At 65.1% G+C, this 20,424-nt stretch carries 20 protein-coding genes and 1 pseudogene; 4 read left to right on the top strand and 17 right to left on the bottom strand.

Annotated features, from left to right (window positions below):
• Window positions 1-235 precede the first annotated feature (235 nt).
• The gene (locus tag ACQPW1_RS23875; RefSeq protein ID WP_433664927.1) at window positions 236-2,413 is read left to right on the top strand and encodes a malate synthase G; all 2,178 of its coding nucleotides are present in this window, start codon (window positions 236-238) and stop codon (window positions 2,411-2,413) included.
• A gap of 96 nt (window positions 2,414-2,509) precedes the next feature.
• Here the strand turns inward: ACQPW1_RS23875 and ACQPW1_RS23880 are convergent, their stop codons facing one another.
• The 12 genes from ACQPW1_RS23880 to ACQPW1_RS23935 all read right to left on the bottom strand — a co-directional run bounded on the left by ACQPW1_RS23880 (window position 2,510) and on the right by ACQPW1_RS23935 (window position 12,394).
• The gene (locus ACQPW1_RS23880; RefSeq protein WP_433664928.1) at window positions 2,510-4,033 is read right to left on the bottom strand and encodes a UbiD family decarboxylase; all 1,524 of its coding nucleotides are present in this window, start codon (window positions 4,031-4,033) and stop codon (window positions 2,510-2,512) included.
• Entirely contained in the window at window positions 4,030-4,623 is a 594-nt protein-coding gene (locus ACQPW1_RS23885; RefSeq protein WP_433664929.1) for a UbiX family flavin prenyltransferase, read from the bottom strand. Before ACQPW1_RS23885 ends, ACQPW1_RS23880 begins: the two co-directional genes overlap by 4 nt.
• Before the next feature lie 58 nt (window positions 4,624-4,681).
• Window positions 4,682-5,200: a phenolic acid decarboxylase gene (locus ACQPW1_RS23890; RefSeq protein WP_433664930.1), complete on the bottom strand. Its 519-nt coding sequence runs from the start codon at window positions 5,198-5,200 to the stop codon at window positions 4,682-4,684.
• Between the two features lie 34 nt (window positions 5,201-5,234).
• A complete protein-coding gene (locus tag ACQPW1_RS23895) occupies window positions 5,235-5,663 on the bottom strand; it encodes a MarR family winged helix-turn-helix transcriptional regulator (RefSeq protein WP_433664931.1) in 429 nt (142 codons plus the stop codon).
• A 70-nt stretch (window positions 5,664-5,733) separates the two neighbouring features.
• Window positions 5,734-6,741 carry an NADP-dependent oxidoreductase gene (locus ACQPW1_RS23900; protein ID WP_433664932.1) on the bottom strand — a complete coding sequence of 336 codons (1,008 nt, stop codon included), beginning with the start codon at window positions 6,739-6,741 and terminating at the stop codon, window positions 5,734-5,736.
• 35 nt (window positions 6,742-6,776) lie between these two features.
• Window positions 6,777-8,216, bottom strand: a complete 1,440-nt coding sequence (locus tag ACQPW1_RS23905) for a carotenoid oxygenase family protein (protein ID WP_433664933.1) — start codon at window positions 8,214-8,216, stop codon at window positions 6,777-6,779.
• A 15-nt stretch (window positions 8,217-8,231) separates the two neighbouring features.
• Entirely contained in the window at window positions 8,232-9,689 is a 1,458-nt protein-coding gene (locus tag ACQPW1_RS23910; protein ID WP_433664935.1) for an aldehyde dehydrogenase family protein, read from the bottom strand.
• Between the two features lie 73 nt (window positions 9,690-9,762).
• Window positions 9,763-10,296 carry a phenolic acid decarboxylase gene (locus ACQPW1_RS23915; RefSeq protein WP_433664936.1) on the bottom strand — a complete coding sequence of 178 codons (534 nt, stop codon included), beginning with the start codon at window positions 10,294-10,296 and terminating at the stop codon, window positions 9,763-9,765.
• Between the two features lie 27 nt (window positions 10,297-10,323).
• The gene (locus ACQPW1_RS23920; protein WP_433664937.1) at window positions 10,324-10,848 is read right to left on the bottom strand and encodes a phenolic acid decarboxylase; all 525 of its coding nucleotides are present in this window, start codon (window positions 10,846-10,848) and stop codon (window positions 10,324-10,326) included.
• Window positions 10,845-11,321, bottom strand: coding sequence for a nuclear transport factor 2 family protein (locus ACQPW1_RS23925; protein ID WP_433664938.1), 477 nt, complete (start codon window positions 11,319-11,321; stop codon window positions 10,845-10,847). Before ACQPW1_RS23925 ends, ACQPW1_RS23920 begins: the two co-directional genes overlap by 4 nt.
• Before the next feature lie 162 nt (window positions 11,322-11,483).
• A complete protein-coding gene (locus ACQPW1_RS23930; RefSeq protein ID WP_433665321.1) occupies window positions 11,484-11,669 on the bottom strand; it encodes an SDR family oxidoreductase in 186 nt (61 codons plus the stop codon).
• 278 nt (window positions 11,670-11,947) lie between these two features.
• Window positions 11,948-12,394, bottom strand: a complete 447-nt coding sequence (locus ACQPW1_RS23935) for a MarR family winged helix-turn-helix transcriptional regulator (RefSeq protein ID WP_433664939.1) — start codon at window positions 12,392-12,394, stop codon at window positions 11,948-11,950.
• Window positions 12,395-12,604: 210 nt separating this feature from the next.
• Here ACQPW1_RS23935 and ACQPW1_RS23940 point away from each other — a divergent pair, with 210 nt between their 5' ends.
• Window positions 12,605-13,714: an NADH:flavin oxidoreductase gene (locus tag ACQPW1_RS23940; protein ID WP_433664940.1), complete on the top strand. Its 1,110-nt coding sequence runs from the start codon at window positions 12,605-12,607 to the stop codon at window positions 13,712-13,714.
• Between the two features lie 412 nt (window positions 13,715-14,126).
• Window positions 14,127-14,639 carry a hypothetical protein gene (locus ACQPW1_RS23945; RefSeq protein ID WP_433664942.1) on the top strand — a complete coding sequence of 171 codons (513 nt, stop codon included), beginning with the start codon at window positions 14,127-14,129 and terminating at the stop codon, window positions 14,637-14,639.
• 237 nt (window positions 14,640-14,876) lie between these two features.
• Here ACQPW1_RS23945 and ACQPW1_RS23950 read toward each other — a convergent pair whose 3' ends face one another.
• Both ACQPW1_RS23950 and ACQPW1_RS23955 read right to left on the bottom strand, forming a co-directional pair.
• Complete coding sequence (locus ACQPW1_RS23950) at window positions 14,877-15,965, bottom strand: IS3 family transposase (protein ID WP_433653973.1); 1,089 nt, start codon at window positions 15,963-15,965, stop codon at window positions 14,877-14,879.
• Window positions 15,857-16,108 (bottom strand): annotated as a pseudogene (locus ACQPW1_RS23955) (transposase); the annotation flags it as partial. The pseudogene ACQPW1_RS23955 and the gene ACQPW1_RS23950, both read right to left, overlap by 109 nt.
• 376 nt (window positions 16,109-16,484) lie before the next feature.
• Here ACQPW1_RS23955 and ACQPW1_RS23960 point away from each other — a divergent pair.
• On the top strand, window positions 16,485-17,078 hold the full coding sequence (locus tag ACQPW1_RS23960; RefSeq protein ID WP_433664943.1) for a hypothetical protein: 594 nt from the start codon (window positions 16,485-16,487) through the stop codon (window positions 17,076-17,078).
• Between the two features lie 124 nt (window positions 17,079-17,202).
• On the opposite strand, the gene ACQPW1_RS23965 is transcribed toward ACQPW1_RS23960, so the two are convergent.
• The 3 genes from ACQPW1_RS23965 to ACQPW1_RS23975 all read right to left on the bottom strand — a co-directional run bounded on the left by ACQPW1_RS23965 (window position 17,203) and on the right by ACQPW1_RS23975 (window position 20,407).
• A complete protein-coding gene (locus tag ACQPW1_RS23965; RefSeq protein ID WP_433664944.1) occupies window positions 17,203-17,991 on the bottom strand; it encodes an SDR family NAD(P)-dependent oxidoreductase in 789 nt (262 codons plus the stop codon).
• Between the two features lie 179 nt (window positions 17,992-18,170).
• Entirely contained in the window at window positions 18,171-18,830 is a 660-nt protein-coding gene (locus ACQPW1_RS23970) for a DUF305 domain-containing protein (RefSeq protein ID WP_433664945.1), read from the bottom strand.
• Between the two features lie 2 nt (window positions 18,831-18,832).
• The gene (locus ACQPW1_RS23975) at window positions 18,833-20,407 is read right to left on the bottom strand and encodes an LVIVD repeat-containing protein (RefSeq protein WP_433664947.1); all 1,575 of its coding nucleotides are present in this window, start codon (window positions 20,405-20,407) and stop codon (window positions 18,833-18,835) included.
• Between the last annotated feature and the right edge of the window lie 17 nt (window positions 20,408-20,424).

A 20,424-nucleotide genomic window follows, 5' to 3' on the forward strand; every position in this document is an offset into this window, starting at 1 on the left:
ACACACTGGGCTTAATTGGCGACGCTCGCGGACCCTCCGTGGTTACGCAGGCTGCCGCCTCCGGGCCCATCGCTCGCGTCGCGGGCGACGCGCCGACGGATAGATCCCCGCACGATCGGCGCGCCGGAACATATCGGCGAGACGCCGCGTTTGACCCGCTACACGGTGGTATCACTACCCACGGGTAACATGTATGCGTCTTTCCCACCCGGCTTTCTCAGAAGTGAGGCAGTAGATGACAGAGCGGATTCAGGTCGGCGGGCTTCAGGTGGCCAGCGTTCTCCACGAGTTCATCGAGAACGAGGCGCTCCCCGGAACCGGCGTAGATTCCGCCGCGTTCTGGGCCGGAGCCGAGGAGGTCATCAACGATCTCGCGCCGCGCAATCGCGCGTTGCTCGCCGAGCGCGACGAGATCCAGGGCAAGGTCGACGCCTGGCACGCCGAGCACCCCGGTGCCGGCTACGACAAGGCCGCCTACAAGAGCTTCCTCGGCGAAATCGGTTACCTCCGTCCGGAGCCCGCCGATTTCCAGATCGCCACCCAGAACGTGGACACCGAGATCGCCACCACCGCGGGCCCGCAGCTCGTGGTGCCGGTGATGAACGCCCGCTTCGCGATCAACGCCGCCAACGCGCGCTGGGGTTCGCTCTACGACGCGCTGTACGGCACCGACGCCATCTCCGAGGCCAACGGCGCGGAAAAGGGCAAGAGCTACAACAAGGTTCGCGGCGACAAGGTCATCGAGTGGGCGCGCAACTTCCTCGACGACTCCGCGACGCTGATCACCGGCTCGCACATCGGCTCGACCTCCTACAAGATCGTCGACGGTGAGCTCGAGGTCGGCCTGGAGGACGGCACCGAGATCGGCCTGGCCGATCCGTCGCAGCTCGTCGGCTACCTCGGTGATCCGGAATCGCCGACCGCGGTGCTGCTGAAGCACAACGGTCTGCACATCGAGATCCAGATCGACCCGGCCTCGCCGGTCGGCAGCACCGACACCGCGGGCGTCAAGGACCTGGTGCTGGAGTCCGCGATCACCACGATCATGGACTTCGAGGACTCGGTCGCCGCCGTGGACGCCGAGGACAAGGTCCTCTGCTACCACAACTGGCTCGGTCTGATGAAGGGCGATCTCACCGAGAAGGTGAGCAAGGGCGAGAAGACGTTCACCCGCACCATGAACCCGGACCGGGTCTACACCGCGCTCGACGGCAGTGAGCTTGCGCTGCACGGTCGTTCGCTGCTGTTCGTGCGCAACGTCGGTCACCTGATGACCAGCGACGCGATCATCGACTCCGACGGCAACGAGATCCCCGAGGGCATCCTCGACGGTCTGGTTACCTCGCTCATCGCCACCCACTCGCTGCGCGGCGACACCGAGCTGAAGAACAGCCGCACCGGCTCGGTCTACATCGTGAAACCGAAGATGCACGGCCCGGACGAGGTCGCGTTCACCAGCGAGCTGTTCGGCCGGATCGAGGACGTGCTCGGCGTGCCGCGCAACACCCTCAAGGTCGGCATCATGGACGAGGAGCGCCGCACCACGGTGAACCTGAAGGCCTGTATCCAGGCCGCCGCCGACCGCGTCGTGTTCATCAACACCGGCTTCCTCGACCGCACCGGCGACGAGATCCACACCTCGATGGAGGCCGGGCCGATGGTCCGCAAGGCCGACATGAAGGCCCAGCAGTGGATCAAGTCCTACGAGGACTGGAACGTCGATACCGGCCTGGCCGCCGGGCTGCCCGGCAAGGCACAGATCGGCAAGGGTATGTGGGCCATGCCGGATCTGATGGCCGACATGCTGGTGCAGAAGATCGGCCACCCGAAGGCCGGCGCGAACACCGCGTGGGTGCCGTCGCCGACCGCCGCCACCCTGCACGCGACGCACTACCACCAGGTGAATGTGCTGGAGCGGCAACAGGAAATCCTCAAGGGTGGCCGCCGGGCCACCGTCGACCAGATCCTCGAGATCCCGCTCGCCGCGGCCCCGAACTGGTCGGCCGAGGAGAAGAAGCAGGAGCTCGACAACAGCGCGCAGTCGATCCTCGGCTACGTGGTGCGCTGGATCGACCAGGGTGTCGGCTGCTCCAAGGTCCCCGACATCGAGGATGTCGCGCTCATGGAAGACCGTGCCACCCTGCGCATTTCGAGCCAGCTGGTAGCCAACTGGCTGCGCCACGGCGTCGTCTCCACCGATGAAGTGGTGGAGAGCCTGGAGCGGATGGCACCGGTGGTGGACCGGCAGAACGCGGGCGACGCGAGCTACCGGCCGCTGGCACCGGACTTCGCGGGCAGCATTGCGTTCCAGGCTGCCAAGGAGCTGATCCTCGAGGGCACCAAGCAGCCCAACGGATACACCGAGCCGATCCTGCATCGTCGTCGCCGCGAGGCCAAGGCGGCGTGCAAGTAGGGTGCCTGAAAAGTAGCGCCTAGCAGCGCTTTTCGGCTCGAGGCCCCGCACCGGGAGACATCCGGCGCGGGGCCTCTTCCATTCGGCGCGGTCTGATTATGGGTAGAGCAGGTTGAGGTCGGGGGCGTAGGGGCGGGGATCGACGTCGGTGAAGTGGGCGCGTTCGAAGGTGGCTTTGAGGTGGTAGGGGACGGTGGCGTCGAAGATGGTCTTGGCGGTGGTGCCGACCGCGGGGAGTGCGGGGTTGTAGGCGGGGGATTGGGTGGGGTCGAGGACGTGGCCTGCGACCGCGGGGATGGTGATGATGTCGATGTCGTTCTGCATGCGGGTTTGCATGGCCCACAGCACATCGTCGGTGTCGAAGATGTCGACGTCGGCGTCGACGAGGATGATGTTCTTGAGTTCGGAGTAGACGCCGAAGGCGATGAGTGCGGCTTGGCGGGCACGGCCGTCGTCGAAGGGGCGGGTCTTGTTGCATTCGAGGATGGACAGGAATTTGCCGCCGCCCGCGGTGTGGGCGTAGACGGCGGTGACGAATCCGGGCAGGGCGGCGTCGAGGGCGTTGTAGATGCTGGCCTCGGTGGGGATGCCGGCCAGGCTGGTGTGTTCTTCGCCGGGGCCGACGAGGGTTTGCAGGATGGGGTGGTGGCGTGTGGTGATCGCGGTGACCTTGATGACCGGTAGGGACGGGTTGGCGGGCCCGTTGTAGCCGGGGAATTCGGGCATGGCGTGGCCGGTGTGGGTGTTCTGATCTTCGGCGACGCGTACGTCGGGCAGGATGTAGCCCTCGATGACGATCTCGGCGCGGGCGATCGCCTTCTGCTCAACGGTGACGCAGTCGACCAGGCCGACGGGGGTGCCGCGCAGGCCGCCCGCGATGGCGAGTTCGTCGTAACCCAGTGGGGTGGTTGGTGCTTCGAAGGTGGCGCCGATGGGGATGGCGGGATCGAGGCCCATGTTGATCGAGATGGGGAACGGTCGTCCGGCGGCTTCGGCGCGGCGACGGAACTCGTCGATGTGACGTCCCGGCGCGAAGAAGATCGACATCTCGTCGTGGCTTTGCACGCAGAGGCGGTGGATGGTGACGTCGGTGCCCAGCTCGGGGTCGCTGCCGAGGACCAGGCCCAGGCAGAAGTACGGTCCGGCGTCGTCGGGGGTGTTGGTTGGTGCCGGTAGCAGGGTTCGCAGGTCGAAGCCGGGGTCGGTGGCTCGGTGAATTACCTGCTGGCACAACGCTTCCTCGGCGCCGACCAGGACCGGGCCCTGCGGGTTGCGCACGGCCTCGGCCATCCGCTGTGTCAGGAGCCGTGGCGGAGAGTCGAGCAGAATGCCGACGCGTTCGCGACTTGCCATGAGCCCCACCAGGACTCGGGAGTCGGGGTATCCGGTGACGGAGTTGAACATCATCGCGGGCCCCAACCGCGTCGGCCGGGCGACCGTGCCGTAGGCGCCGATCCGCTTGTAGACCCCGGCCAATTCGGCCGCCGGGTCGACCGGGTGATCGGTTTCGATCAACTGGCCGGGATAGCGGGTCAACCGTTCCAGCGCCGTACGCAGATCGGTGATGGGCGGCTCGTCGGTCATTGCGCGGCCGTCGGGGCTGTCGACCTGCGCGGTCATGACTGAATCGCCTGCCGGGCACGCTCTTTGGTGAATCCGGTCCATTCGTAAGGTTCGTCGGCGGCCAGACCCAGCGTGCCGAGCAGGCGTGCGACGAAGTGGTCGACGACATCGTCGACGGTGACCGGATGCTGATAGAACGACGGCATCGGCGGCACGATCATCGTTCCCATGCGTGCCAGCGTCAGCATGTTGTCCAAATGGATTTCGCTCAACGGTGCTTCGCGCGGGACCAGGATCAGTTTGCGTCGCTCCTTGAGCGTCACGTCGGCGGCGCGGGCGATCAGACCGTCGGCGTAGCCGCAGCGGATGGCGGCGAGGGTCTTCATGCTGCACGGCACGATCACCATCGCGTCGGTCCGGAACGATCCCGACGAGATCGCCGCACCCTGATCGTCGGGGCTGTAGCTGACATCGGCCAGCGCGGAAACGTCCCGCGTGGTCATCGAGGTTTCCCATTCGATGGTGCTGCGTGCCCATCGGCTGATTACCAGATGCGTTTCGACTTCCGGTCGCTTCTGCAATTCCTGAAGCAGCCGCACGCCTAGTGCCGCGCCGGTCGCGCCTGTCATTCCGACAACTATCCGCATTACGTCGACCTTTCGTTGCGTCCAGGTCAAGCCACTGTCTTCGGTGATGCGGTACCGATCAGTTGGTGCGGGTCACGTAGTCGGCGGGCAGGTCCGCGGGGGCGCAGGCGATGACGTCGTCGTTGTCGATGCCGCGGTCTTCGATGAAGGTGATCTGGGCGAACTCCGCGAGAACGTAGAGCGGGTAGGTGGGGCCTTTATCGCGGTACTCGGCCATTTCGGCCATGTGCTCGTTTTGGAAGCAGACCGAGTGCTCCGGGTGCTGTTTGATCCACTGGGGGAAGAAGATCACGCCGTGCAGTCGGCGTTGGGCGGGCATGATATTCACGCTGACCGCGGTGCCGGTGGGTTCGCTCCAGGAGATCTTATAGTTGTCGGTATCGAGCCGCACGAGGTCGACGAACTGTCCTTTGACCCAGCGTCCGCCGACCATGCCTGCGTGAATTCGATAGTCGATCGTGGTCGCGTTACGGATGTACAGCTCGTACTGCCAGCCGTTTTCGTAGGTGTAGATGAGATGCTTGCCGACAATCTGTGACAGATCCTGCGTTGTATCTTGCTTCGTTGCGGTCTCCATTATCGTCTCCTTTGGTTGACGGGTTATCTACCGATCACTGGAGTTCGGTGAGCAGGTGCGCGAGGCTGGGCAGTGCGCGGGCCAATGCTTTCTGTTCGGCGACGGGGAGTCTGGCGATGGCGTCGGACAGGATTTCGGTGCTGGTGTGGTCGTAGAGGCTCAGGAGCTCGACGGCCTCGGTGGTCGCGGTGAGGGTGACCGCGCGCAGGTCGGCCTCGCTGGTGTGTCGTCGTACGAGCTTGTCGGCGATCATGCGCCGGGTCAGGTTGCTGATGGTGGACGGTGCGACCTGGAGTTGGCGTGCAGCCTCGCTCGGGCTCAGCGACCCGGCCTCGGTGAGTGCGCGGAGCAACTCGATCTGAGCTTCGGGTAGATCGGGTAGATCCTTCGCCGTGCGGGTAGCGCGCAACACGGTCCTACGCAGGGGGCCGAGTAGCCGACTCAGTTCGGTAGCGGTGTTCACTATTATATTTTGACACAAAATAGTTTTTCATGCAAACTATATTTTGAGCAAAACAGTCCGAGTACGGCCATCAACCGAGGCGGACGAGCATCTTGCCGGTATTCGCGCCGCGCAACAGGGCAGTGAGCGCGTCCGGTGCGTTCGCCAAGCCGTCGACAATGGTCTCTTCGGATCGGATCTTCTCATCGGCGACTGCCGCACCGACCTCACGGTAGAGATCGGGGTAGCGGTCCTCGTGGTCGGAGACGAGGAAACCTTGCAGGGTGAGTCGTTTGCCGATGGCCGCGGCAAGGTTGCGCGGTCCGGGGGCGGGCTCCTTGTCGTTGTAGCCCGCGACCGCGCCGCACAGGGCGACCCGGCCGTAGTTGTTGAATGCGGTGATCGCGGCCTCGAAGTGGTCCGCGCGGCCGACGTTGTCGAAGTAGACGTCGATGCCGTCGGGAGCGGCGGCGGTGAGTTGTCCGGTGATGTCACCATCGTGGTAGTCGAACGCGGCGTCGAAGCCCAATTCGGTTGTCAGATAAGCGACTTTGGCGGTCGATCCCGCGCTGCCGATGACCCGTGACGCCCCGCGTAGTCGTGCGATCTGGCCGACCAGGCTGCCGACCGAGCCCGCGGCGCCGGAGACGAACACGATATCGTCGGCGGCGAACTTCGCGATGTCGAGCAGCCCGACGTACGCGGCCAGACCGGGCAACCCCAGCACACCCAGATACGCGGACACCGGCACACCGGGCAGTGGTTCGAGTACGCGAACGTCGGCGGCATCGACCAAAGCATGCTCGCGCCAACCGTATTCGTGCAGCACCGTGGCGCCGACCGCGATCTGCGCCGCGTTCGAGGCGATCACCTCGCCGATCGCGTGACCTTCCAGCGCGTGCCCGATTCGAAACGGCGGTATCTCGTAATCCGCGTTCATTCGGCCCCGCATATAGGGTTCGACCGACATCACGGTGTTGCGGATCAGCACCTGCCCGGGCCCCGGATCGGGCAGGTCCACCTCGACCAGGGCGAAGTTGTCGGGCTCGGGCCACCCTGATGGCCGCGAGACCAGATGGATCTCCCGCGTTCGTGTCATCGCTGTCTCCCGTTCGTGCTGGTGGTCGCGGGCACTCAGGTCTTGGGCACGAGGTCGCCCTCGTCGACCCACGTTCCGTGCGTGCCCGGTCGGAGCCGGAAGGGCAGTGCGACAACGGCTATCGGACCTGCCGCGAAGTCGGCGGTGTCGATCACGATCAGATCGCTGAGCATGGTGTCGGCGTGATGTCTGATGGCGAGCAGATATCCGTCGCCTTCTGGTGCGTCGGCGGATCGGGGGACGAACTGTGGTTCCTCGAACGAGATGTGCTCACCTGCCCAGACTTTGGTGAGAGCGCCGGTGTGGTGGTCGTAGTGGCCGACGGAGTTGTAGCCGGTGACTTCGGGTTTCGCGGGATCGTTGACGAGCAGGTAGCCGTGGCGGTAGGTGCCGAGCTCGAATCTTTCGTCGAGGCGCGGGAATTCGGAGCTGTAGTCGAGTAGCTGCTGGGTGCTCAGTGACCCGGTACGCGGATTGATGGTCCACCGGGTCAGGTGGCCTTCGGCGTCTCTCTGGTTCCAGGTTTTCGCGGGGTCGACATGGAACCAGGGGAACGGCTGGATGGCCGCTTCGGCGACGTCGAGGCGGATGACGTCGCCGTCGTCGTAGGCGTTCATGACGTGGTAGAACCACCGGGCGTCGGAGTGCGCCCAGCGCACGTCGGCGGCGCTGCCGTCGCGGGGCATGATGCCGAGGTACATGCCGCGTTCGGGTTCCCAGTCATAGATCGAGCCGCCCTGGCGGAGCCGTTCGAGGTTGCTGACGCAGGGCATGACCGGGAAGATGATCCATTTCTCGGTGACCGCGAAGTCGTGCACCATGCTGGCGTAGGGGGCTTGGAACCATTCCTGGGTGGTGATCTTGCCGTCGCGGTCGGCGATGTAGAACGCGATGTCCGGGGTCGTCTCGCCCTTGGCCGCGGCACCGTAGAAGATCATTTCGCCGGTGCGTGGATCGAGTTTCGGGTGTGCGGTCATGGTTTTGCTGGTGACGTGGCCGTCGAAGTCGTGCACGCCGAGGGTGCGCAGGGTCAGCGGTTCGATCGAGATCCCGAGCGCGTCCTCCTTAAGCGCCCACAGGATGCCCGCGTGCATCCGGGCGGTGGTGTTCGCCTCGCCGCGATCGGTGCCCTGCACCGACGGATCGTCGAAGAACGGGTTGCGATACGGGCCGTAGAGCGCCCGGTTGGCGGTGTGCTCCAGCTGGTAGCGCTCGGTCTGGACGTAGCGGCTGCGGAAGTCGACCTGTCCTTCCCGGAAGTGGAACATGACCATCATCCCGTCGCCGTCCATGATCGGCAGGACGCCCTGGTAGGTCGGCGGGTGGGCGGGGTCGGGTCCGAGGCGGTAGTAGGCGCCGTTGAGGTCGGCCGGCAGCTGCCCCTCGACGACCAGGTCGTGCACGACAGCTTCGGCCCTGGACGGGTAGTTGATGCCCGCGAACGCTTGCTCGCCGCGATCGAATGTCGTGCCCATGGTGACTCCTGCCGCTCAGAAGGGATACTCGGGTGCGGTGGTGCGGATGGTCAGCCACTGGGTTTCGGTGAACGAGTCGATGTTGACTCGTTGTCCGCCGACCCGCGACGACCCGGACGAGCCGGTGCCGCCGAAGGGGGCGTTGGCGTCGTAGTTGTAGGTCTGATCGTTGATGTGCACCATGCCCGAGGGCACCCGGTCGGCGACCGACATGGCGGTGACGAGGTCGTTGCTGAGAATGCCGAGTGCGAGACCGTATTCGGTGTCGGCGGCCAAGGTGACTGCTTCCTCGAGGTCGGCGAATGAGCGGACGCAGGCGACCGGCCCGAAGACCTCTTCGCGGTAGGCCGGGGTGTCGGCGGTGCAGTCGGCCAGCACCGTCGGGCGGTAGAACAACCCGTCGTGGGTGCCGCCGGCGACCAGCCGGGCGCCGGCCGCGAGGCTGCGTTCGACGAGATCTCTGGTGTGGTCGAGTTGCCGCTGGTCGATGATCGGCCCGAGCGCCACGTCCTCGCGAAAACCGTCGCCCACACTCAACGCGTCGGCTTTCTTGCCGAGTACCGCGAGGTAGTCCTCGTAGATCGCTTCGTGCACGAGGTGGCGGCCCACGGCCATGCAGATCTGTCCGGCATGGGTGAAGTTGCCGGTGGCGCCGCACGACGCGGCAGCCTCGATATCGACATCATCGAACACGACCAGGGCGCTGTTGCCGCCGAGCTCGAGGTGTGTCTGGGTGAACGAGGCCGCGGCCTGGGCGCCGATGGCGCGACCCGCGGCGACCGAACCGGTGAACGACACCACCCGCACCGCCGGAACATCGATCATCGCGCTACCCACCTCGGCACCGCCGGGCAGCAGGTGCAGCAGGCCGGCGGGCAGCCCGGCTTCCTCGAAGATCCGGGCGATGAGCACACCGCCACAGACCGCGGTGCGCGGATCGGGCTTGAGCAGCACGGCATTACCCAACGCGAGCGCGGGCGCCACCGAGCGCATGGACAGGATCAGCGGGAAGTTGAACGGCGAGATCACCGCGACCACACCGACCGGCGTGCGCCGCTGCATGCTGATCCTGGGCAGCGGCGAATGCAGCAACTCGCCGTAGGACACGGTCGCCAGTGCGGCGGCCTCACGGCACAAGGCCGCCGACATCTCCACCTCGGTACGGCCCTTGTCTCGGGTGCCACCCGATTCGCGGGCGACCCACTCGATGACTTCGTCGGCATACTCGTCGAACAGTGCCGCGGCCCGCGAGAGCACCACAGCCCGCTCGGCCGCCGGTAGCGCGGCCCAGGCACGCTGCGCTTGCTGCGCGCGCAGCCCCGCCGCCGCGACATCGGCCGTGTCCGCTTGGCCGACGCGGGCCAGGTCCTGACCGGTGGCCGGTTCGATCGCCGAGTAGGACGTGCCCGCTCCGTTCTGCCATCGACCGGTGAAGATCCGGCCCTGCCACGTCGAGCCTTCGAGTAGTCTCATCGTCTCGTTCCTTCCAGCAGTCGAATGTGGTTGGCTCCGCGAGAGTTTCGAAACTGAGCAGGCGATAGGTACGTCAGTTGGTGCGATCGAGGAAGGCGGCAGGCACCGCGCTCGGGGCGCTGTTGATGACTTCCTCGTTGTCGGTTCCGCTGTCTTCGGCGAAGGTGATCGTGCCGAACAGGTCGGCCTGGATCTGCGGTGCGATCGGTCCGGCGTCGCGGTAACCCTCGATTTCGGCCAGGTGATCGTTCTGGAAGTAAGTGATGAGTCCCGGGTTGCTGTAGGCCCATCGGGCGAGGAACCCCGAGAAGTGCACCCATCGCTGCTGTGCGTTGAGCACCAGGCTTACGCAGCTGCCGGTCGGCTCGTTCCAGGCGATGGAGTACATGCCGTCACCGAGCTGAGCGATCACGGCTTTCTGGTCTTTCACCCAGCGGCCGGTCAGTGGGTTCACCTCGTCCGTGCTCGCGTGTACTCGGTACTCGACGTGATCGGCGTTCTTGACATACAGCTCGTAGCGCCAGCCGTTGGAGTAGGTGTAGATGAAATGCTGTCCGAGCAGGTCGGTGAGGTCCTGATCGTGTTGTGCCAGTTGCGAGTTCGACATGACAGAGCCCTTCTGTTGGGTGCGTGGTCAGTTGGTGCGGGTTGCGTATCCTTCGGGCAAATCCTCAGGCGCGCAGGCGATCACAGTGGTGTCGCCCGGGCCTCGGTCGGCGAGATAGGTGATGGTCGCGAAACCCCCGAACATGTGCAGGGGATAGGTGGGCCCTTTGTCGCGAGCCGCGGTGATCTCGGCCATGTGCTCGTTCTGATAGCCGATCATGGGAGCGGAATTGTCCTCGGCCCACTGCGGGCCGAAGATCACCCCGTGCAGCGTGCGATCGGCCAGCATGACGGTCAGGCTGATCGAGCCACCGGTGGGTCCGGTCCAGGAGATCTTGTAGGTGTCGGTATCGAGCCGGGCCAGGTCGATCGTCTGGCCGGTGACCCAGCGGCCGCCCATCTTGCCTGCGTGGACCCGATAGTCCATCGAGGTTTCTTCGCGCACATACACCTCGTACTGCCAGCCGAGGGCGTCGTAGGTGTAGATGAACTGCCTGCCCACGATCCCGGACAAGTCCGGCGCGATGGGGGTCTGCACGCCTGTTGTGGTCATTGCTGCTCCTCGGCCGAGTCGTCGGTGCCGTGCTCCTGCTGCGGATCGGGCAGTACGACCCGGGCACGCAGATTGCTGATTCGCCACTGCTCGCCGATCCGTCGGTACTCGCAGGCGTAGCGCGCCTCGGTCCATGGGCCGTAAACCCTTAGGGGCCTACCCATTTCGGTGACCTCGCAGGTAAGCCGATGCAGCGTCCAGACGCCCGTCGCGGTGTCGCCGGTGACGTCGATGACCGGCGACGACAAGACGTAACCGGCGTGCGGGTTACCGCGCGAGTCGATGACGTCGAACATCTCGGCCGCCTCGGCGCGACCACGCCGGATACCGTCGTGACCCAGGTCGACGACAACGTCATCGGAGAACAATGCGAGCATGTCGTCCCACTGCCGGTCCGCGAGATGCCGGACATAGGCACCGTGCAGTGCCTGGATCAACTCACGATCTTCCAGTCGCTGTAAACGAGCGATCATATCCGCGACCGCATTCCTAGAAATCTCGGTAGTCGCCGCCGTTGAGGTCATTTCGCTACCTTTCGTCGCAAGGGTATTTTGTTACAAAACTAGTTTGGCACAAAACTAATGCTCTGCTCCGGATTATGACTCACATCACACGGGGGAGATACGTGTGGTACTTCAGCTCAGCGCGGTGGCGGGGCTGATGGGTAGATCCAGCGTTCCTACATCGATGATGCTGAGCCCGCCGTCTGCGACGATGACCGATCCCGTGAGGTTGGTGGAGTCGTTGGAGGCGAGTAATACGCACACTCCCGCTATCTCGGCTGGTTCGCCTCGGCGGCGCAGTGGGATGTGGTGGCGAATTCATTGAGCGTGCCTTTGGTTCGGCCGGTCGATTCGGCCTCTATGAGTTTCGCACGCGATTCCTTTAGAGATCGGTATTTGTTGCATCTGTATAGACATGCGCATATCCGCCGCCGCCAACGGCGTTTTACGAGCGGGAGCTGCCTCTGCTGGTGGCATGGCCGCAGGATCATTGGCGCGAGAGTCTCCGCGGCGGACCGCGGGTTTGTCGTCGACATGCTGAGGCGAGCCGCGTGGCTGTTTCGGACCGCGCGCTACGAACCGTGTGCGGAGGTGGGTCAGTCTTGGCTGGTTGTCATATGGGCATGCAGCTGCTCGAGGATGGACTGCAGGCTGCGCCGACGTGCTGGACTCAAGGTTTCCAGCGCCGCGCGGACGCCGTGCATCCGCTCGCGCACCTGCTGGGCGAGTGCGGTGCCCTCGGCGGTGGCGACGACCTTCTTCACCCGGCGATCGGCCTGGTCGGTGTGCCGCTCGACAAGTCCACGTTGCTCGAGCCGATCGATGAGCAAGGTGATGTTCGATGCGTCACAGGACAAGGCCTCGGCCAGGTCCCGCATCGCGCGCGGTTCGGCGAGCAGGCAGACGAGTTTGGCTTGGCTGTAGGTCAGATCCAAGCCCTGGGCCGCGGCGAGAAAGTCCTGCTGATAGACGCGGCAGAAGTCCGTGAGGGTCGCCATGACGTCGGGTGCGGTCGGTGAGACCGGTGGTGAGGAGTGCGGCACAGTGTAAAGGTATGCCCAATACTTGATGAACTCAAGTTTCTCGCGCCCGTACCGCTCGACGGAATGCTTGACAGAATCAAGCACTTACGGTTCTACTGTCGGGGAGTCGCTTGAGTTGCTCAACTATTCGAAGGCTCGAGCGCCTGCTCTTCCACCTACCGCAGCCGACCATGACGCTGTCATCAGCTCGGCGCCGACTCTGGAGACGATATGACCTCGGCAGTAGACACCACTCGGATCCGGCGGTTGCTGGATCGGCCGTTCACCATCGGCGATCTGACCGTTTCGAACCGGATCGCGATGGCGCCGATGACTCGAAACATGTCGCCGGACGGCGTTCCTGGCCCCGACGTCGCGGAGTACTACGCCCGCCGGGCAGCCAACAACGTGGGTCTCATCGTCACCGAGGGCACTTACATCAACCGCGCCGCGGCCGGTGCTTACGACAACGTGCCGCACTTCTACGGTGAGCAGTCGCTCGCCGGTTGGGCGCACGTGGCCGAGCAGGTGCACCTCGCCGGCGGCCGGATCATTCCGCAACTGTGGCACACGGGGGTGGCGCGCACCGCGACCGAGCCGCCCGCCGAAAGTCCTTCCGGCGTGGGGCTTTCCGGGGAGTCGACCGGAAATGCCATGACGCAGCGCGACATCGACGATACGGTCGCCGCGTTCGCCGAGGCGGCGGCGGCAGCTGAGCGCCTCGGCTTCGACGGCGCCGAACTGCATGGCGCACACGGCTATTTGATCGACAGCTTCCTGTGGAGCGGAACCAACCAGCGCACCGACGGCTACGGCGGCGATCCCGCGTCGAGGGCCCGGTTCGCCGTTGAGATCGTCGAGGCCGTGCGGGCCGCGGTCTCGCCCGGTTTCCCCCTCTTCTTCCGGCTCTCCCAGTGGAAGTCCGGGAACTATCAGGCCAAGATCGCGGAGAGCGCGGGCGAGCTCGAGCAGATCCTGGCACCGCTGGTCGACGCGGGAGTCGACGCCTTCCACGCCTCCACCCGCCGATACTGGCTGCCCGAATTCGACGGCAGCGACCTCAACCTCGCCGGTTGGGTCAAGAAGCTCACCGGCAAGGCGACGGTGACCGTCGGCTCGGTCGGGCTGGATCAGGAGTTCGTCGGCGCCGCCGGCTGGCAGAAGCAGGCCGACGTGGCGGGCATCGATCAGTTGCTCGATCGCCTCGAACGCGACGAGTTCGACCTCGTGGCGGTCGGCCGGGCGCTGCTGGCCAATCCGGACTGGGCCGCCAAGGCGCTCCAGGGCAGCCTCGACGAGACGATCGCCTTCGACCGCTCGGTGCTGAAGTCCCTCAACTGACCCGCGCGTCGACGCATCGAAACTGCGCCCAGGTCGTCGGAATGTCGATCGACTACCCTGGGCGCTGCACTGGAGATTGTCGGATGTGAGGAAGATTTATGGGAAGCGTTGTCCTCGACGTTGTCGCGTTGCTCGCCAATCGTGCGGCGATGTTCTGGAATTGGATGGCCACGGGCTCGTCCGGGTTCCCGCCGCTGTAATGCCGCGATGAACGGTTAGTTTGCGAACGCCCTGGTCTTCGGCCAGGGCGTTCGGCTATTTGCCGGGCTTGTCCGATCGTCCTCGCCCGAGGCTTCTGATTGCCGCCGGGTTAGGGGGTTTTCGCTGTCGATCGGGGTATGTCCCCCGTATGTTGAGCACCGTGAAGACCGCTGGCACGACGCGCCGCACCCCTGGTTGGTTCGTTCTCTGGATGGGGCTACTGACCGCCCTGATCGTGCTGTGCTGCCTAATCTTGTTCTGGCAGTTGGCCGCCGAGGGCACCTTCCCGATCAAGGTCATCCTGTGGGTGGCCATCGGCGTGCTCGGCGCGATCGCGCTGCTCTTCGGCCTACTCGGCCTGTTCCGCTACCACTCCTTCTTCTACAGCCTCATCGCCCTCGTGGTGATCGGCGTCTTCGTCGCCCTCGTCTGGCAGAACGTCCCCGAGCGCACCGGCTGGAAACTGTCCCGCAACATCCTGCAAAACCAGGCCACCGACTGCGTCAACCCCGGCCACCGCACCCGCCTCGGCGTCTACACCATCACCTACGTCACCCGCCGCGACGGCGGCTGCCTCTTCTACACCGAAGGCGAAGAATCGAATTCGTCCCGCGGCTTCGCCTACTTCCCCGACGCCGCCCCGCCCTACATCGGCACACCGACCTCCGGCATCGGATACGCACCCTTCCACGGCAATTGGTACCGATTCACCGAAGAGTCCTGAGTAGCTTCACCATTCGCTCCATTCCCCATCCACCGGCACACCCACCTACCCACAATCGCCCGCCCGACTTGACGCATGCTGTGCGCTCATGACTGATGCTGCAGCTTGCGTCAAGAGCGTGGTTCGTGGGTCAAGTGAGGGTTGTTCACATGTTGGGAGGTGGGGGTGGTTTTGGTGGGGATGGGGGAGTGGGATGAGGGGATGGAGTGAGGTTCCCCCCAAATGGTGGACGGGGGGTTATGCGGCCGAAGTGGCCGCGAGGAGTGACCGCTCATAATTGTCGGGGCTGAGCATCCCGATCGTGGAGTGGCGTCTTCTACTGTTGTAGAAATTCATCCATTTGTCAACTGCTGCAACGAGTTCCGCTTTGGTGGCGAAGGTGTGTCGATAGTAGTATTCGTGTTTGAATGTCGACCACAGGCTTTCCGCGCCGGCATTGTCCCAGCATATTCCGGTCGATCCCATGGATCGGCGCAGACCGTGCCGATCGCAGGCGGCAGCCATGTCGTTGGCGGTGTACTGGCTACCTCGGTCCGAATGCAGAACCGTGCCCGCACACGACCCGCCACGCGCCGCTACCGCCCGGTCCACGGCGTCGGTGACCATCTCGGTCCGCATGTGATCGGCCACGGTCCAGCCGAGCACCTTCTTGGAATGCTCGTCCTTGATCGCGCACAGGTACATATCGCCTTCACCGCAAGTCAGATAGGTGATGTCGGAAACCCAGACTGCGTCTACACGGCCCTGGTCGAAAAGACGTTGCACCAGGTCGTCCGGGAACGACGCGGTCGGGTCCACGATCGTGGTCCGCACCTTGAAGGTGCGCGGGCTGATCCCGGCCAGCCCGATCTCGGCCATGATCGCCGCGACCGTCTTCTCCGACACCCGATCACCGCGATCGCGCAGCTCGGCGGTGATCCGCGGAGCCCCGTAGGTCCCATCGGAGTCTTTATGGACGGCAAGGATCTTCACCGTCAAGTCGGCGCGCCGCTGCTGCCGATCGGTCAACACAGGGGCCGTCTTCCGCTTCAGGTACGCGTAGAACCCTGAGGTCGATACACTCAACAACCGCGCCATGCGCGTGATATCGGCTGTGCTGCCGTTGATTTCGGTGGCGGCGCACTGCGCTGCCATCAGCTCGAACCGGGCCGGTTCTGCTGCATCGCCGCGAAGTACGCGCTCGCTTTTTTTAGGAAACTGACGTCTTTCTCCAGCTCGCTGACCTGCTTGCGTAACCGGAGCAACTCTGCCCGCTCGGCCGGGCTCAACGGCTGCTCGCCGTGTACCTCGGCCGCCGCTATCCGGCGGCGTTCGTCTTGGACCCATTTAGCGAGAAGGCTTTCATGCAAACCCAACTCGCCAGCCACCGCGGCGATCGTGCGACCGGAATCGATCACCCGATGCGCGGCCTCGACCCGGTACTCGGCCGTGAACGACCGGCGCTTCCGAGACGATGACATACTGGACATCCTTCCAGCAGGACCGCGATCCCGCTAAATCGGTGTCCACTGCTTGGGGGGAGCCTCAGAGCCACTGATCTTTCGGAGGGATGTTCGGCGGGAAGGGGTTTCGGATGGGGAGTTGCGGGCGGGGCGGCGGCGGGGGGAGTTGGAGCGCGTTCGTCGGGGGGTTTATGTCGAGCGCGGCGAACTCGATCGGCTGGACGTTGGGGCGCGGCATGCTCTGGCGGTGCGAGCAGTGATTAGTGGGCTTGGCGGTGATGTGGCGGTGAGCCATCAGTCCTCGGCGATCGTACGGGGGTTGCCGGTGTGGAATGTGGAGTTGGAGCGAACGCACGTGACTACGTGCCAGCGCGGGCGTTCCCGGAAGGCGAACCACCTTCACGTGCACAGTTCGCCATTCGATGAGACCGAGCTGACGATTGTCGACGGTCTGCGGGTGTTATCGCCCGCACGCACTGTGGTAGACCTGGCGAGAACATCGCCGTTCGAGGAAGCCGTTGTGGTCGGCGACGCTGCGATGCGCGAATATCGGCTCACTACCAACGATCTGCTGGAATCCCTCGAGCATTGGCCACGCAGGCCCGGAGCAGCAAAGGCCAGAAGAGCGATTGTTTTCATGGATGCTCGCAGCGAAAGCCCCGGCGAATCCCGCAGCCGCGTCCGCATGCACCTGGCAGGCCTCCCCAAACCGGAACTCCAACACGTGGTGACCGACGTCCAGGCCAACTTCCTCGCCCGCGTCGACTTCGCCCTTCCCGAATTCGGCATAGTCGGCGAATTCGACGGCCGCGCCAAATACGGACGCCTTCTCCGCCCCGACACCACTCCCGCCCAAGCCGTATACGAAGAAAAACTCCGCGAAGACGCCCTACGCGCCCAAGATCTCCAAGTCCTCCGCTGGACCTTGCCCGACCTGGACCACTTCCACCCCACCGCCACCCGCTGGCGCAACGCAATAACCCGGGCTACCCGCTGACTTGACGCATCCTGTGTGTTCATGACTGATGCTGCAGCCTGCGTCAAGAGCATGCTCTCTACGTCAAGTGCGCTGTGGGGTGGGGTGGGGTGGGTGGTGAGTCGGTCGACCTCTCGGGGGGTGTCTAAGTGGCCAGCATGCCGCCGTCTACGACGATGATTTCGCCGGATATCCAGGAGCTGGTGGGTTCGGCGAGGCGGGTGATCCATGGGGTTACGTCGGCGACTTCGCCTATCCGGCCGGTGGGGGCTTTGCCTGCGTAGCCGGAGCGCCAGGCGGCGACGTCCTGGTCGGAGATGCCGCCGCTGGTGAGGATGGGGGTGCGGACGTTGCCGGGGGCTACGCCGTTCACGCGAATTCCCTTGGGGCCGAGTTCGACTGCCCAGCTGCGGATGAGGCTGTCTACGGCGGCCTTGCTTGCCGCGTACACCGACTGGGCCGGGGTGGTCAGGCGGGCGGAGATGCTGGAGACGACGACGATGTTGCCGCCGGGGGAGCGCAGCAGCGGAAGTAGCTTGGCGGTCAACAGGATCGGGCCGAAGACGTTGACCTCGAACTGGTGGCGGACATCGGCGGGATCGAGCTCATCGAGTGGGGTGAGGCCGAAGACGCCCGCGTTGTGCACGAGCACATCGAGCTTGCCGCCGCGCGCCTGTACGGCTGCCGCGATGGCGTCGACACCGGCCTCGGAGGCGACGTCGGCGACCACCGGGATCACCGCCGGATGGAGTGCGGCGACCTCATCGAGTGGCTCGCTGCGCCGACCGGTGATCGTCACGCTGGCCGCGCCCTGCTCGGCGAACGCCAGCGCTGCCGCCCGGCCGATGCCGGTCCCGCCCCCGGTGACGACAACATGCTGCTCTGCAAACGCCTTGTCGGACAATGCCGTGCCTCTCTGCCGTAGGTCGACCATCCGTGCCGACCCTTCGTTGTCGGCAACGCGGCACAAGGGCACTGCATTCCGGGAGGCCCTGTGCGGGGGATCCAGCGGGACATGGTGGCGGCATCGTCCGAGCAGGGCCCGCCGCTGTGTCCCGTCGATCATGAATCGGCAACTCCAGCCCGGCCGGGCTGTGCGCGATCGGTTGTAGTTCAGGGCAGGGGTGCGGCACCACGCTGGGTGAGCAGGAGGCCCATGAGCCCGGCTTCTTGTCCCTGCGCATGGATCATCGAGCGTGCGGTCTCCTTGACCGGTCCCGACGGCAGGAGTTCATCGGCCGCCTGCGCCATGGCGATCCCACCCTGATGGTGCCGAAACATGAGCTGTAGGAACAGGATTTCGGCGTCGCGACCGCGGGCGGCGGCGAGGGCGTCGAGTTCGGCCATCGTCGCCATGCCCGGCATCAGAGTGCCCGGTGCTTTCTTCTGATCCGACTGCGCGACCGGTGCCGAATGCTGATGGGGCGCAGCCTCATCGGTGTGCATCCAAGCCATCGGGTGCGCGGGCACTGGAGAAGCGTTGGCCAAGCGCAACCACCCGAGCATCGTGCCGATCTCGAGTCGTTGCGTGTCGTCGAGCTGTTGAGCCAGGCGCACAACACCGGGATCGATGGTGCGGTCGAGGCGTTGCACCATGATCAGCGCCTGCTGATGGTGCGCGGTCATGTCCTGCACGAAGCCGATCTCCACCGAGTTGAGAATCGGTGCGGCCGTGTGCGTTTCCGGTAGGACGAGCGGGCGCAGCGCCGCACCCAGCACCAGCAGGGCGAAAGCGAGGGAGGCGAGCGCGGCGCCGCGGATCCAGCGTGGCATCGCTACGACCCGACGATCGATTCTTGGTCCGCCGGCGGCGAATACACGTCGTTGTCGAGCTGCAACACCATGAACCCGTTGTCGGAGCAGGTGACATACAGTTGCGAGCCACGCCATTCCGGCGGCGACAGGCACCAGTCGGTGGAGACGTCACCGAAGGCCAGCCGCCCGGTGCGCGGGGTGAGCGCGTCCGACGGATTGAACTGTCCCTCCAGTACCGCGCGAATCGCGGGCGGCGCACTCATCAGCGGCACACCGATGATCGACGCGAGCGCGTGCGGCGAGTTCCACAGGCTGAGGTTCTGGCCCGTCCTGGCAGGCGGGTTGTAGTAGGCGATCTCGTGGATATTGAATGGGTCGCGCACATCGAAAACCCTGATGCCGGAAGAGATCCAGCCGCACGCGAGGGCTGTCGGGTTGTCTCTGCGGTCGGCGGTGCAGTAGTGCGATTCGTAGGCGAAGGCCGAACCGCCCATGGACGAACCGATATTGCTGTCGATGTTCTGCGGCAGGTTGATTTCCAGCTTGATCTTCGCGGCGACCTTCGGGTTGGTGTCGTCGGCGATATCGATGAGTTTCACACCGCCCGAACCACCTTCGTCGACGGTGTAGAGGTAGGGCTTGCCGTTATAGGTCACCGGGATGCTGTGCTGGGTGGCCCAGCCGTCGGTCCAGAAGACTCGCCCGATGTGGAAGACCTGCGGGTTCGGGTCGCGGCGCTGCACCGCGCTGATGTCGAGCACGGTGAAACCGCCGAGCGCGGAGAGGTACATCCGGTTGCCGTCCGCGCTGACACCGAAGCCGTGCGCCTCGATGCCGGTCAGGCCCTGCCAGACGACGTGCGGGTTGGTCGGATCGGTGAGATCCACGGCACTGACGAAACCGGGCGCGATCCCCGAGGCCCAGTAGGTGTTGCCGTCGGGGGAGAAGCCGCCCTCGTGCGTCGTAATCGGCAGCGGCATCAGCATATTGGTGCCGGGGCCCGGATTGAGCAGTCGCGGATGCGCGCAGTCGGAGATGTCGTAGACCGACAGGTAGCCCACGCCGGTGCCGATCGGAACGCCGGTGCCGACCAGGAGCTTGCGCGCGGTGTTGACCTTCAAGCTCTCCCAGGTGCCCGCGAGCATCGCGGGCTCGGTGAGGGTGGCGGTCGGTCGCGGATTCGCCGGGTCCGACACGTCGAGCACCTGGACGCCGCGGCCCTCGCTGATCAGGTCGCCGGGGAAGAAGGAGCCCATGTAGGAGCAGTGCTCGAAGCTGGTCGAGGTGATGCCCGCGCCGCGCCCGGCGAAGCCGCCGACGAACGACATGTTGCACCGGTAGCCCTGAGTGCTGCGGCCACTGTCTCGGTCGGCGGCGGTGACGTCGCCCTGCATGCCGTTCTCCGGCACCGAGCCCGGGCCGCAATCGGCCCGCGGGACGGCGGTGCGGCCGACGTCGAGGAACTCCTGCACGGCGTTCTGGATGTCGGACTGTAGGTCGGCCGATGCGCTGCTCGGCAGCATCAGCACGGCGGCCAAGCCGACCGTGACCAGGGCCAGCGGTTTGAAACGGCGCAAGCTCGTCAGTGAGCGCATCGTCGGAGTCCCCAACC

Origin of the sequence: Nocardia sp. CA-128927 (genome assembly GCF_050955855.1) — a bacterium.
Taxonomy (GTDB): Bacteria; Actinomycetota; Actinomycetes; order Mycobacteriales; family Mycobacteriaceae; genus Nocardia.